The following is a 14,347-nucleotide window of genomic DNA, read 5'->3' on the forward strand; positions in this document are numbered from 1 at the left end:
TGACCTTTTGGTTACTTTTGGGTCAAGCCAAAAGTAACAGAAAGAGATTCTTCGCTTCGCTCTGAATGACAAATTAATGGTTAATTGTCAATGGTTAATTGTTATGCGTGGTACACGCCGAATCATGAAATTAATTGTTAATTGTCAATGGTCAATGGTTATGCGTGGTACACGCCGAATCATGAAATTAATTGTTAATTGTCAATGGTCAATGGTTATGCGTGGTACACGCCGAATCATGAAATTAATTGTTAATTGTCAATGGTCAATGGTTATGCGTGGTACACGCCGAATCATGAAATTAATTGTTAATTGTCAATGGTCAATGGTTATGCGTGGTACACGCCGAATCATGAAATTAATTGTTAATTGTCAATGGTCAATGGTTATGCGTGGTACACGCCGAATCATGAAATTAATTGTTAATTGTCAATGGTCAATGGTTATGCGTGGTACACGCCGAATCATGAAATTAATTGTTAATTGTCAATGGTCAATGGTTATGCGTGGTACACGCCGAATCATGAAATTAATTGTTAATTGTCAATGGTCAATGGTTATGCGTGGTACACGCCGAATCATGAAATTAATTGTTAATTGTCAATGGTCAATGGTTATGCGTGGTACACGCCGAATCATGAAATTAATTGTTAATTGTCAATGGTCAATGGTTATGCGTGGTACACGCCGAATCATGTACCTGGTATAACAATTAACCATTAACAATTGAATTATGTTATGCCGTGTAGGGGCGAACCTTGTGTTCGCCCTTTTTTTGTGTGGTGTCGGCAATATCCGAACGCAAATTTCGCAAATGACGCAAATCAACGCAAATAACTGTGTTTGTCATTCTGCCTCCCCCCTTTGTCATTCCGAACGTAGTGAGGAATCTCGCCTCGAACGCCCTCGGCGTTCGTCCCTTCGGCCTCGGGCGGTGAGCCGACGGAGCAGCGAGCAGGGCGAAAGAAAATCAGGCTGTCCGAAGCGAAGCAAGTTACCTGATTTTCCGACCTGCAAGCGTCGCGAAGGCGTGTGAAGCGCACGAAGCCTTGACCTTTTGGTTACTTTTGGGTCAAGCCAAAAGTAACAGAAAGAGATTCTTCGCTTCGCTCTGAATGACAAATTAATGGTTAATTGTCAATGGTTAATTGTTATGCGTGGTACACGCCGAATCATGTATTTAGAAAATAACAATTGACAAATTAATTTCGTCCTTGGGCCTCGGGCGGTGAGCCGACGGAGCAGCGAGCAGGGCGAAAGAAAATCAGGCTGTCCGAAGCGAAGCAAGTTACCTGATTTTCCGACCTGCAAGCGTCGCGAAGGCGTGTGAAGCGCACGAAGCCTTGACCTTTGGGTTACTTTTGGGTCAAGCCAAAAGTAACAGAAAAGAGTGCTCTGAATGACAAATTAATTGTTAATTGTCAATGGTTAATTGTTATGCCGGGTACACGCCGAATCATGTATCTAGAAAATAACCATTGACAAATTAATTTGTAGGGGCGAACCTTGTGTTCGCCCGTCATAACGCCGACATGTACATCCCCCATCCCCCCCTTCCAAGGGGGAAGAGCGAAGCGAAGGGGGATGTTACCCCTTCCAAGGGGGAATTTGCAGGGCTGACTGCTGACTGCTGGCAACTGAATAAAGCATTGGGGACGAGAAAAACCTCAAACACTCTTTGACTTATTGACACACGACGGAAAGGGAAAATACGTCTTACGCTTGGACGATTGATGGAAAAGTTGTAAGTTTGCACTGAAACAAGAGAAAAGTAATCAGGAGGCAAGAGAATGGCAACTTATACTATCCATATCAATGAGCAGACGCAGGAAGGCCGCAGTCTGGTCAATTATCTTCGTGAGTTGGGACTTATCGCCCCCGACTCCGTAGATGACGGCATCGAGGCTACCCGCCGGGCAATGCGTGAACTGCGCCAAGGCAAAGTAACGCACTGCAAGGATTTCAATGAGTATCTCGACAGCGTCAAATAATGCGACAGATTGTCTATACAGGGCAATACAAGCGCGACTTGAAGCGTGCCCGTAAACGCAGATTGTCGGAGGAAGACCTTAACGAGGTCATTCTGTCGCTGGCTGAGGATAGAGCCTTACCACCGGAAAGGTGCGACCATGCGCTCAGCGGTGAATTTGCAGGGTTGCGAGAGTGTCACATCCATCCGGACTGGCTTCTGGTATACGAAAAGGAGGATTCCGGTGAACTGCACATCCTCAATCTCGTCAGAACCGGCAGCCATGCCGACCTGTTCTAACCGCCGTGTTGCCAAGGTTTGCGTCTCTACAATATGTACCACGCATAACCATTGACAATTAACCATTAGAGAAGAGCCCTGAAAGGGCGCGTTAATTCAGCCCAATGTGGAGCGAAGCGAAGCGTTGGGGAAAGAGCGACCCCCTCAGCGGAGGGCTGAAAGCCTGACGTAATTCAATTGTTAATTGTCAATGGTTAATTGTTATGCCGGGTACACGGAATCCGAACGCAGAGGAACATCCCCCCTCCCCCTTTCAAAGGGGGGAAAGAGCGAAAGCGAAGGGGGGATGTTATCCCTTCAAAGGGGGAATGCGGTGCGGTCAGCCATCAGCAAACAGCGTGTGGTATGCCGTGTAGGGGCGAACCTCAGTGTTCGCCCTTTTTTTGTGTGGTGTCGGCAATATCCGAACGCGAATTTCGTAAATGGGCGCAAATCAACGCAAATAACTGTGTTCGTCATTCCGAACACCGTGAGGAATCTCGCAGGGGAAAGGGAAGAGATTCTTCGCTTCGCTCTGAATGACAAATTAATGGTTAATGGTCAATGGTTAATTGTTATGCCGGGTACACGGTATCCGAGCGCAGAGGGGGCTGAATGCTGACGGCTGAACGCTGACTGAAACCTTACGATCCTTGCGATTTATTCTTTACCGCAAAGAACGCAAAACGATTTACACCTTTTCCCGATGGTGGATGATCAGTGTGGAGGGCATATCCTGAAGGGCGTCTTTGCATTCTTCCGAAATAATGTTCCACGCCGTATAGCTGACGAGCATAAAATCATGATCGCTGAACGATTCGCTCATCACGTTCTTTTCGGGCAGTATGTGCGCATTCTCCGTCTCGTTCGTGAAATCAGTCAGGGTACGGACGATGTGGTCGTTTGGGTCGGAGACGAAATTCGTCCGGTTCAGAAGGCTGACCGTGCCATGCGTCGACCGCAACAGCACGTGCACGTAGTCGAGCAGGATCAGATCGTCCGACGAATTGATCAGGATCAGGATATGGTTCGCCTGTACGAACCCTCGGTTGATGAAGACCCCCACCGACGAGTGACTCCGCTCAATGAATTCCTTCGTTTTATCATGAATCAGCGATCCGGGCGAGAACAGGTCTTGCACCTTGAGTTTCTTGAAGATTCCGAAGAACGACTTTTGGATACTCCGTGCATCCATATCGGACGAGAGGTTGCTCATCGAGATACCGGCGCCCACAAGCAGGAAGTCGAACGGCTCGTCATTGACGATACGGACGATGGATTCGCTCGCATGATCCGCCACTTCATAACGCGTATGTATCTGCATATTCAGTTTGCGCGCCTCGTAGAGGATGGGACCGAAACTGACACGCTCAAAATTATCGGTATGCAGCGGGTTAACATCCGCCCCGACCGTCAGGTGCAATGCCGTCAGATCAAGTTTGTCCTTACCCTGCGAGAACATCTGATGCGCCACATCGAGCATAATCTGTCCGTTGCCTGCCCGCCCGAAAGAGAGCAGCACCTTAAACCGTCCTTCTTTAAACTGCTCCATCCGTTGCTGTTTGATCTTCTCACCCGTGCGGAAGCAAAGATGGATGAACTTCAGGAGCGGAGTCGTCATAAACGTGGTGACAAGCGTCATCAAAATTAACATCACGAAGATGGGTGGCGGGAGGATTTTCATCTCATATCCGATGGTAAGCGCAATCAGCTCCATCAGTCCATGCGTGTTCATCAACGCTCCGAGCGAGAAGCTGTTTTTCCAGCTTTCGTGCTCAAATCGTGCCGAGAGCAACGCGCCACCGAACTTGCCAACAGTCGAAAAAGCGATGAAGAGCAGGCAGGTCAGCCACATGTCGGGCGAATCAATCAGCCCGATTTCGGTACGCAACCCTGTCGATGCGAAAAACAGCGGAAGGAACAGCACAAGTGATATATCTTCGACCTTTTCCGTCATAATTTTCCGGAAACGCAAATTCTCCGGCATTACCAATCCTGTGACAAAGGCGCCGAACAGCGCATGCAAACCCAAGATTTCGGTTAGATAAGAAGACATCAGCAAGAGCAGGAACATCAGCATCACGAGCGGTTTACTCACCACCTCCTTGTTATGATACAAGTTGCCGACCATCCGCAACAGCGGACGTACAACAGTAAACATCATCAGGATGTACACGGCTGCGGAAACGATATTATAAACTGCGCTTAGCATCGTACCGGCCTGTGCCACTGCCACCACGATAGCCAGCAGACACCACGCCGTAACATCGCCGTTGGCTGCGCTGGCCAGCGCCACCGTGCCCAGATGGGTACGCGTCAGACGATGCTCCTGAATGATGCGTGCCAGCACTGGGAAAGCCGTAATACTCATCGTGATGCCGATGAACAGGGCAAAAGGCAGAAAAGGCGTATGCTGATCGGCATACCGGTCATAGACAAGATAGGCGGCCAGCATGCCGAGGAAGAACGACATCAACATGCACGTATAACTGATCATCATCGTCTCCCGCAATTTCTTGCGTACCACTCCCATGTCTAATTCCATCCCGATGGTGTACATGAAAAGCATCAGTCCGAACTGACTGAACAGGTTGATGTTCGATAACGATTCTTTGGGAAACAGGAACTGTGAAAACTCCGGTGTGAAATGCCCGAGCACAGACGGCCCCAGAATGATTCCCGCCAAAATCTCACCGATCACCATCGGCTGTCCGATCTTCTTGAAAAGTACTCCGACAATGCGGCATGTAATCAGAATGACAATGATTTGCAGCAACAACAATCCGAACGAAGAGTGAACATGCTCAGACACCAGTTGCAGAAAAACGGTAAACCCCTCGGCCAGATTCTTCGGCGCATCCGCCTGCATGACTGCCTCCGTCACCCTCTGATGGCTTTCGCCTTCGCGGATGACGACATACATCAACGACCCGAAAACCAAAATCATCAACGCATAAAACGTGAAACTTTTCGCTCCTTTTTTCATCGACGGATGCTATTTTAGGACAAATGTACACGATAATTTCCAAATTCCGTACTTTTGCATACTTCAGAATACAGCATATTCATGACGAAAAAAACGATACAACAATTACTTGACGAGCGCATCCTGATCCTCGACGGAGGGATGGGGACGATGATACAAGGCTTTAAACTGACCGAAGCGGATTACCGTGGCGAACAGTTTGCCAATTTCACCGGAACGCTCAAAGGCAATAACGATCTGCTCAACATCACACGACCCGAAGTCATCCGTTCGATACATCGGCAATACCTTGACGCGGGCGTCGATATCTTCACTACCAATACGTTTAATGCCAACGCCATTTCGATGGATGACTATGGCATGGCCTCTCTCGTGCGTGAGATGAATCTTGCAGCCGGACGACTCACACGCCAACTGGCCAACGACTACATGAACGAACATCCCGAACGTTCCATTTTCGTGGCCGGATCGCTCGGACCGACAAATAAAACCGCCTCGATGAGCCCCGACGTGAGTGATCCGGCTTTCCGAGCCGTCTCATACATGGATTTGTTTCGAGCCTACCATGAACAGGTAGAGGCGCTGATCGACGGTGGCGTAGACCTCATCCTCTTTGAAACAACGTTCGATACGCTGAACGTAAAAGCCGGCCTCGAAGCTGCATTGGACGTGATGCGCACCCCAAACCGGGAACGTCCCATCATGCTCTCCCTGACTTTGTCCGGACAGGGAGGACGTACATTCTCCGGTCAAACGCTCGCTGCTTTTCTGGCCTCCGTCCAGCATATTCCGCTGATGAGCATCGGGCTGAACTGTTCATTCGGAGCAGCCGATATGAAACCGTACCTCAAAGAGCTGGGCGACATTGCCCCATACTTTATCAGCGCTTATCCGAACGCCGGTCTACCTAACCAGTTCGGACGATACGACGAGACCCCGGAGAAGATGGCTGCGCAAATCAAAGACTTCATCGACGAGGGACTGGTAAATATCGTCGGGGGATGTTGCGGGACAACCCCCGAGCATATTGCCCAATATTCCGAACTCATCCTCCATGCACGTCCACACATGCCCGTACCTCCACCGGATGCGCTTTGGCTCTCCGGACTCGAACTGTTGGAAGTCAAGCCGGAAAACAACTTCCTGAATATCGGCGAACGCTGTAACGTGGCCGGTTCACGCAAGTTCCTCCGCCTGATCAAGGAGAAGAATTACGAAGAGGCGCTGACCATCGCCCGCAAACAGGTTGAAGACGGCGCGCAAGTGCTCGACATCAACATGGACGACGGACTGCTCGATGCCGTAGAAGAGATAAAAACATTCCTCAACCTGATCGCCTCCGAGCCCGACATCTCACGTGTGCCCGTGATGATCGATTCATCTAAATGGCAAGTCATCGAAGAAGGGCTTATGTGTGTGCAGGGTAAAAGCATCGTCAACTCCATCAGTCTAAAAGAAGGAGAAGAAGAGTTTCTGATACGTGCCGCGAGGATACGGCAATTAGGGGCGGCAACCGTTGTGATGGCGTTCGACGAGCAGGGACAGGCAGACGTTTTCGAACGCAAAATCGAAGTCTGTGAACGCGCTTACCGTCTGCTGACCGAAAAAATCGGGTTTCCTCCACAGGACATCATCTTCGACCCGAACGTGCTGGCTATCGCGACCGGTATGCCCGAGCATAACGGCTACGGTCTCGACTTTATCCGCTCTGTAGAATGGATCAAAAAACATCTGCCCGGAGCGAAGGTAAGTGGCGGCGTAAGTAACCTCTCGTTCTCATTCCGCGGAAACAACTATGTGCGCGAAGCCATGCACTCCGTCTTTCTCTATCACGCCATTCGCGAAGGTATGGATATGGGGATCGTGAATCCGTCGGCATCGGTCACGTACGAAGATATTGAACCATCGTTCCGGAACCTCCTCGAAGATGTGATCTTGGCACGTCGTCCCGAGGCGGCCGAAGAACTGATTGCCTATGCACAGAGTCATATCGAGCAGGCCTCCGGCGAGCAGGAAAAGACACATGACGCATGGCGCGACCGGTCGCTCGACGAACGACTCGAATACGCGTTGCTGAAAGGAATCGGCGATTTCCTTGAAACAGACCTGAAGGAAGCTCTGCAACGGTACGGACAAGCCGTTGCCATTATCGACGGGCCGCTGATGAACGGGATGAACCGCGTCGGCAAATTGTTCGGTGCGGGAAAAATGTTCCTGCCGCAAGTCGTGAAAACGGCACGTACGATGAAGAAAGCCGTCGCCATCCTTCAGCCGGCCATCGAAGCGCAAAAAACATCGTCCGGTGCGACCAAAGCCGGCAAGGTTGTCTTTGCCACCGTTAAAGGCGATGTGCACGACATCGGCAAAAACATCGTCTCTATTGTATTGACATGTAATAATTACGAAGTGATCGACCTCGGCGTGATGGTGCCGGCGGAAAAAATCATCGAAACGGTACGTAACGAAAAGCCCGACCTGCTCTGCCTGTCGGGACTGATTACCCCGTCGCTCGAAGAGATGGTACACGTAACCGACGAGATGCAGAAGGCCGGCTTCTCTACCCCGATTATGATTGGTGGCGCCACCACCTCGAAGCTGCATACCGCACTGAAAATAGCACCGCATTACGACCATCCCGTGATTCATGTCGTTGATGCCTCGCAAAATCCGCTGATTGCCGCCAAGCTGCTCAACCCCGCCACGCATGATGCCTATGTGACCGAACTGACGGATGAATACGAGCGTCTGCGTCAAGCCAAATCGAACGAGGAGGTAAAACCCCTCTTGCCGTATGCCGAGGCACAGAAGCTCAAGTTACAGACGGATTGGGCGAACTATACGCCTGCCGAACCGAAGAAGAAAGGCTTACAGCTGCTCGCCATCCCTGTGGCCGAAATTGTGCCGTACATCAACTGGGTATTCCTCTTTACGGCATGGCGGATAACCGGCCGTTACGACGATCTGATGCAACTGCATGACTGCCCGGCATGCCGTGCTGCGTGGCTCGAAAAACGTCCGGAGGCGGAACGTGCCAAGGCGAAAGAAGCGCTTAAACTCTATAACGATGCACAGGCTCTCTTGAAGCGGCTGATAGCAGGAAACGCTTGCTGTAAGGCTCTTTATGAGATTTTTCCATCGGCAAGCGAAGGCGACAATATCCGCATTGCCGACACAGTCATCCCTGTCTTGCGCCAACAGTCGCCGAACGACAAAGGACAGTGCCTCTCATTAGCCGATTATGTCATGCCGGCTTCGGAAGGACGGAACGATTATGTCGGTGTATTTGCGGTAACGGCTGGTGATTGCATGGAAGAGTTGCGTGCACGGTATGAACAGGAAGAAGACAGTTATCACCTGATGTTGCTCCAGACTCTCTCCGACCGGCTGGCCGAAGCATCCGCCGAATATCTGCATACGAAAGTGCGTCGTGAATATTGGGGATATGTACCGGACGAAGAGCTTTCCGTCGACGAGATGTTTCGCGCCCATTACCGAGGCATCCGGCCGGCTGTGGGATACCCTTCCCTTCCCGATCAGGGATTGATATTCAGTTTAGACCGATTGATCGGAGTCGACCGCATCGGGATCGCCATCACCGAGAACGGAGCGCTCTCACCCACGTCGTCCGTGGCGGGCTTCTATTTTGCACATCCCGAATCTCGTTACTTCATGATCGGTCGCATCGGAGAGGACCAGCTGACGGATTATACGGCTCGCCGGGGTGAGACAGTCGAACATATCAGGAAATTTCTGGGGAAAGTAACGGAATGAAGGAAACGGAAAAACCCAATCCTTCTCCGTCCCGCTTACTTTACGATCCGCATCTCACAACGCCGACAATCGAACTCAAGCCTTAAAGAGGTGTCTTTATATTTGAGGTAGAAAGGTTCTCTATACGGCGATTTCCGTTTGTGATGCACCGGACACCACCCCATGCTGTAACGCAGGCAATGTTTGGTGTACATCAGCGGCACGCCGTCAAGCGGTCTTTCTTCGTATGCACGCTCAAGCCGCTGCACGCCGTGCCGGCGATAAAACGCTTCGGCTTGTGCGTTATAAATGTTCGCCGTATAATCGAGCGTCGTGGAAGGGAATGCAACGGTTTCATTGCACACCGGACGCTTGGCATACCGACGGGGATAGCGAATCCGACGCACGGCGAGCAGTTTTTCTACCGCCTCGCGACGCATCTCGCCCAAAAACGATGAAGGCACGAAATAGTTTTCGCGCATCGTCACCGTAATATCTTCGGCTTCGAACGGTGTCTCTCCGAGTTTCGATAACTGCATGCGGATATTGTCGGACTGCGGCTTCCGTGCCGACTCATGCGCAAACGTCCGAACGACGGTTACGCAAGCATCCGTCTCGTCCGTTATCGTCAAAGCAAACCCTGCGGGACAATCGCTCCATTCCATCGTGACCTTGATCTTACGTTCGGCCGACGGCTTCGCCAGCACCGCCTCGAAATCATGATCGAAATTGCGGTATAGAACCGTCTTCGATCTTACGGACGGCATCTGAGCGGGAAAGATGCGATGAGCTTCCGTTCGGTTCACACGAAATCCTTCCAACTCGCCCCGTGCATTGAGGAAGACAAGGCCGTCGCCGTTATGTAAAGGCTTCAGTCCCGATACGGTCAACGAACATCCCTGCACCTCTTTCACCGTTCCGACCGGTTCGCCGATCGATTTAGGCGTATCAAACGACGTGATCTCCGCCTCCCGACCGTGCAGAAAATATCCCGTAAAGCCCCGGTTGAAACTCTTCTCCGGACATGGTTCAAACGTGAAAGACGAACGTCCGGCAGAAGCGCGGAAGAACACCGGATGCTTGGCCATGATGGCATCTAAGCGGCGGCGGTAAAAAGCCGTGATGTTCTTAACATACGACATATCTTTCAGGCGTCCCTCGATCTTGAACGATGTAATGCCGGCATGCATCATCGCTTCGAGATCGTCCGAGCGGTTCATATCGCGCAGTGAAAGCAAGTGCTTACCGGATGCGATCGTCTTGCCATCCGCATCAACCATCGTATAAGGCAGGCGACAACATTGTGCGCAGGCACCACGATTGGCGCTGCGCCCCGTAAGCGCCTGACTCAGGTAACAGCGACCACTGTAACTGACGCATAATGCACCGTGCACAAACGCTTCGAGCGTCACGTTCGGGGCATGCGCGGCAATCTCCCGTATCTCTTCGAGCGTCAACTCACGCGCCAACACCACCTGCTCGAAGCCTATACGGCCGAGAAACGCCACTTTTTCAGGAGTACAGTTATCCATCTGCGTACTCGCATGCAACGGAATCGGCGGGATATCGAGACGTGTAATCCCCATATCCTGCACAATCAAAGCATCTGCACCGGCATCATAAAGCCGATGGATCATCCGTTCCGCATCCGTCAACTCCCCGTCTCTAAGGATCGTATTCAGAGCAACGTAAATCTTTACATTATATATATGAGCAAAGTCACACAGCGCACGGATGTCGTCGAGCGAATTACCGGCCGCCGCACGCGCGCCGAACTTCGGCGCACCGATATATACGGCATCGGCCCCGTGAAGCACAGCCTCCTTCCCACAGTGCAGGTCTTTGGCCGGCGCAAGTAATTCTATCGGTTGAGCGATCATCATTCAGGCATTAGGGCACGACAAATCTCCGAGCCGGCCGATGTCGGCAGCGCAAAAAGGAGTCTCCTGATAGACATAGTAGTTCAGCCAGTTGGCAAACAGCAAGTTCGCATGCCCGCGCCAACGCACCAAGGGGGGCTTCGACGGATCGTCGTCCGTATAATAACCGACAGGCTTTTCAATAGGTAATCCTTTGGCCACATCACGCTTATATTCGCCGTCGAGCGTATCGGGCGCATACTCCGAGTGACCGGTAATGAAGAACTCGCGTCCTCCGCGTGCCATCATCATGTAAACACCGGCTTCCTCACTCTCGGAAAGGATTTTCAGCTCACGAACTTGCATGATATCTTCGCGTCGCACCTCCGTGTGGCGACTGTGGGGGACGTAGAACTCATCGTCAAAGCCCCGGAAAATGGAGAGAAACGGATCATTCAGGGTGTGACGGAAAATACCAAATTGCTTCGCGGGCAAGTCATGCTTCGGTACTCCGTAGAAATGATACAAGGCCGCTTGTGCCGCCCAGCATATATATAAGGTAGAAGTAACATGTGTCCGAGCCCATTCGAGAATCTGCGTCAACTCATTCCAGTAGGTAACCGCCTCGAAAGGCATCTGCTCGACAGGAGCGCCGGTGATAATCATCCCGTCGTAGAAACACTCGCGCATCTCATCAAAGTCCTTGTAAAACTCACGCATATGCTCGATCGGAGTATGTTTCGGGGTATGTCCCTTGATCTTCATAAGCTCCAACTCGATCTGCAAAGGCGAATTGCTGAGCAATCGTACGAGATCGGTTTCCGTTGTAATCTTCAACGGCATCAGATTGAGCACGATCACACGCAACGGACGAATATCCTGCTTCGTTGCCCGTAACGAATCCATCACGAAGATTCGTTCTCTCTTCAACAGCTCAATGGCCGGCAAGTTAGGAGGTAAGTTTAACGGCATAAAATATTGAATGAATTATATAAACGGTTATATCGGCAGAGTCCATTGACGCTATGGTTGACGATCTCTCATCTCGTTCAACAGCATAAGCAGAGACATGTTCACTGTCCGGCGAATATTTTGATCACGAACGTTCGAGAAACGAAATTCGTTGGAAACGACATCGTCTCCGTGAGCGACAGCGATCCATACCGTTCCAACAGGCTTCTCCGCCGTACCGCCTCCCGGCCCCGCAAGACCAGAAGTGGCCACCGCATAATCGCAGCCCAAAACCCGCAAGGCTCCGCGTGCCATCTGCTCGACCACCGGCCGGCTGACAGCCCCGTACCGCTCCAGATCCGTTTCGGAGACATTCAGAAGTTTATGTTTCAATGCATTCGAGTATGACACCACACCGCCCACATAGTAGTCCGAACTTCCGGCTACAGATGTCAGCGCCGCGGCAATGGCACCGCCGGTACAACTCTCAGCCGTTCCGACCGTCTGTCCTCGCGCACGCAGACGCTCACCGACCAGGACTTCGATATCCTTGTCTCCTTCCGGATTGATCTGTCCGTGCAATCTCTGTTCAAGCTCTTTCCGCAAAGCCGCAAGCGTTGTTTCCGCTTCTTCCGACGTCCGGCTATATGCCGACAGTCGCAGACGAATGATACCAGCCTGCGGCAAATAAGCGAGTTTTACAAACGAAGGCAGACGTTTCTCAAAATCGGCCAATTCAATTGCCAAAGCCGACTCGGTATATCCCGTCACCCAACATGTATCATGCTTGATATACAAATCTTGACGGAATCTTTTTTTCAGACGGGGAATAACTTCATGCGTCATCAACCACTTCATCTCGGCCGGAACACCGGGCATCGAAACGAAGACTTTGCCGTCGCGCTCGAACCATGTGCAGGGAGCTGTCCCTGCTTCGTTCCGAATCACAGTCGCTTTGTCGGGCACCAGAGCCTGATTCCGGGTCAGTTCGTTCATCGTCAAATTCCGACGTGAGAAAATCTTTTCAATATGGGCATACACCTCTTCCGAAAAACGTAACGATGCGTCGAAACAGTCGCATAGCGCGTGCAATGTCAAGTCGTCCGAGGTTGGCCCTAATCCTCCGGTAATCAAAATCACATCGGCACGACATCCTGCCGCATTGACGGCTGATACGATATTCTCTGCCTTATCGCCTGTAACCGTCTTATGTACCACCTCGAATCCGTTATCATTCAATAGCGAACCCATCCATGCCGAATTCGTATCTACCACCTGTCCGATAAGCAGTTCATCTCCGATCGTTATAATCTCTACAGTCATTTCTTTGTACAATTAAGATTTCGCTTCCCCGACTACAATTCCACCCGCGCGAATGGCGTAGCATCCATCGGACAAAAGATCCGATCCCAATATTTAAAATATCCGGTCATGGCCACCATCGCCGCATTATCGGTCGTAAAAGCGTTCGGCGGCAAGTAAATCTTCCAACCAAACCGACGGGCATGGTCATGAAACGCATCGCGCAGACCCGAGTTAGCCGAAACCCCTCCGGCCACGGCAACCTCATAAATGCCGAAATCATCGACAGCCTTCCGCAATTTGTTCATCAGGATGTCGATGACCGTAGCCTGAAGCGAAGCGCAGAGGTCGGCTTTCCGTTGTTCGATAAAATCGGGATTCGTCTTCAACTCATCACGTAACGTATAGAGAAATGATGTTTTCAATCCGCTGAAACTGTAATCGTATCCGGGAATATGCGGCTTGCTGAAAACAAACGCTTTCGGGTTGCCCTCATTCGCCAGCCGATTGACGACCGGCCCGCCCGGATAACCCAGCCCCATCACTTTGGCACATTTGTCGAACGCCTCTCCGGCAGCATCGTCGATCGTTTGGCCCACCACTTCCATCCGGTCGTAGGCATCCACCTTGATAATCTGCGAATTTCCCCCGGACACCAACAGACAGATAAAAGGAAATGACGGGTGATCGTGGTCTTCGGGAGACCGCTTGATAAAATGTGCCAACACATGAGCTTGCAAATGATTGACCTCAATCATTGGAATCCCCAGCGACAAAGCCAGTCCTTTGGCAAAAGAAGTGCCTACTAATAACGAGCCTAACAAGCCCGGCCCGCGCGTGAAAGCAATGGCGCTCAATTCCGATTTGTCAATGCCCGCCCGTTTGATCGCTTCCGAAACGACCGGTACAATATTTTGCTGATGCGCCCGCGACGCAAGCTCCGGCACAACACCGCCATACGCCTCATGTACTGCCTGACCTGCAATCACATTCGAAAGCAGCACCCCGTTACGTATCACGGCGCATGATGTATCGTCGCACGAAGATTCGATCCCCAATATCGTTACATTATTATTTGTCATACTAAAGTCTTCGGTTTCGCTTAACGAAAATTAGGGCACAAAATAACAAAATCTACGGCGATAATGATTAGTTTTGTGAGTTAAATTTGATTTTCAGGCCGTTCATATAAACAGATCGCAATATTAAAGCTTTAAAATACATCGTTATATCAGCACTCATCATCGGGTG

General features: G+C 51.0%; 10 protein-coding genes. 4 read left to right on the forward strand and 6 right to left on the reverse strand.

The genetic code is table 11. The features are described from left to right. Positions 1 to 124: 124 nt before the first annotated feature. Positions 125 to 709: a hypothetical protein gene (locus Tanf_RS15330; protein ID WP_140230610.1), complete on the forward strand. Its 585-nt coding sequence runs from the start codon at positions 125 to 127 to the stop codon at positions 707 to 709. 115 nt (positions 710 to 824) lie between these two features. On the opposite strand, the gene Tanf_RS14940 is transcribed toward Tanf_RS15330, so the two are convergent. Continuing rightward, positions 825 to 1,043 (reverse strand): hypothetical protein, encoded by a 219-nt coding sequence (locus Tanf_RS14940; protein ID WP_161794969.1) that lies wholly within the window; start codon positions 1,041 to 1,043, stop codon positions 825 to 827. 747 nt (positions 1,044 to 1,790) lie between these two features. On the opposite strand from Tanf_RS14940, the gene Tanf_RS12025 reads away from it, so the two are divergent. Further along, a complete protein-coding gene (locus tag Tanf_RS12025; RefSeq protein WP_014224268.1) occupies positions 1,791 to 1,991 on the forward strand; it encodes an adenine nucleotide alpha hydrolase family protein in 201 nt (66 codons plus the stop codon). Next, positions 1,991 to 2,269 carry a type II toxin-antitoxin system RelE/ParE family toxin gene (locus tag Tanf_RS12030; protein ID WP_014224269.1) on the forward strand — a complete coding sequence of 93 codons (279 nt, stop codon included), beginning with the start codon at positions 1,991 to 1,993 and terminating at the stop codon, positions 2,267 to 2,269. Before Tanf_RS12025 ends, Tanf_RS12030 begins: the two co-directional genes overlap by 1 nt. Positions 2,270 to 2,939: 670 nt before the next feature. On the opposite strand, the gene Tanf_RS12040 is transcribed toward Tanf_RS12030, so the two are convergent. Next, positions 2,940 to 5,234, reverse strand: coding sequence for a cation:proton antiporter (locus tag Tanf_RS12040; RefSeq protein ID WP_046826029.1), 2,295 nt, complete (start codon positions 5,232 to 5,234; stop codon positions 2,940 to 2,942). A gap of 81 nt (positions 5,235 to 5,315) precedes the next feature. On the opposite strand from Tanf_RS12040, the gene metH reads away from it, so the two are divergent. Then, positions 5,316 to 9,005, forward strand: a complete 3,690-nt coding sequence (metH, locus tag Tanf_RS12045) for a methionine synthase (RefSeq protein WP_046826030.1) — start codon at positions 5,316 to 5,318, stop codon at positions 9,003 to 9,005. A 35-nt stretch (positions 9,006 to 9,040) separates the two neighbouring features. Here metH and Tanf_RS12050 read toward each other — a convergent pair whose 3' ends face one another. Genes Tanf_RS12050 through tsaD form a run of 4 tightly spaced genes read right to left on the reverse strand, consistent with a single transcriptional unit; the run spans position 9,041 to position 14,178 of the window. Beyond that, a complete protein-coding gene (locus Tanf_RS12050) occupies positions 9,041 to 10,867 on the reverse strand; it encodes a peptidase U32 family protein (protein WP_046826031.1) in 1,827 nt (608 codons plus the stop codon). Beyond that, positions 10,868 to 11,815 carry a homoserine O-acetyltransferase MetA gene (gene metA / locus Tanf_RS12055; RefSeq protein WP_046826032.1) on the reverse strand — a complete coding sequence of 316 codons (948 nt, stop codon included), beginning with the start codon at positions 11,813 to 11,815 and terminating at the stop codon, positions 10,868 to 10,870. A 51-nt stretch (positions 11,816 to 11,866) separates the two neighbouring features. Then, positions 11,867 to 13,117, reverse strand: coding sequence for a competence/damage-inducible protein A (locus Tanf_RS12060; protein ID WP_046826080.1), 1,251 nt, complete (start codon positions 13,115 to 13,117; stop codon positions 11,867 to 11,869). 32 nt (positions 13,118 to 13,149) lie between these two features. After that, positions 13,150 to 14,178, reverse strand: coding sequence for a tRNA (adenosine(37)-N6)-threonylcarbamoyltransferase complex transferase subunit TsaD (tsaD, locus tag Tanf_RS12065; RefSeq protein ID WP_046826033.1), 1,029 nt, complete (start codon positions 14,176 to 14,178; stop codon positions 13,150 to 13,152). Between the last annotated feature and the right edge of the window lie 169 nt (positions 14,179 to 14,347).

It is taken from the genome of Tannerella forsythia, from assembly GCF_001006485.1.
Taxonomy (GTDB): Bacteria; Bacteroidota; Bacteroidia; order Bacteroidales; family Tannerellaceae; genus Tannerella; species Tannerella forsythia.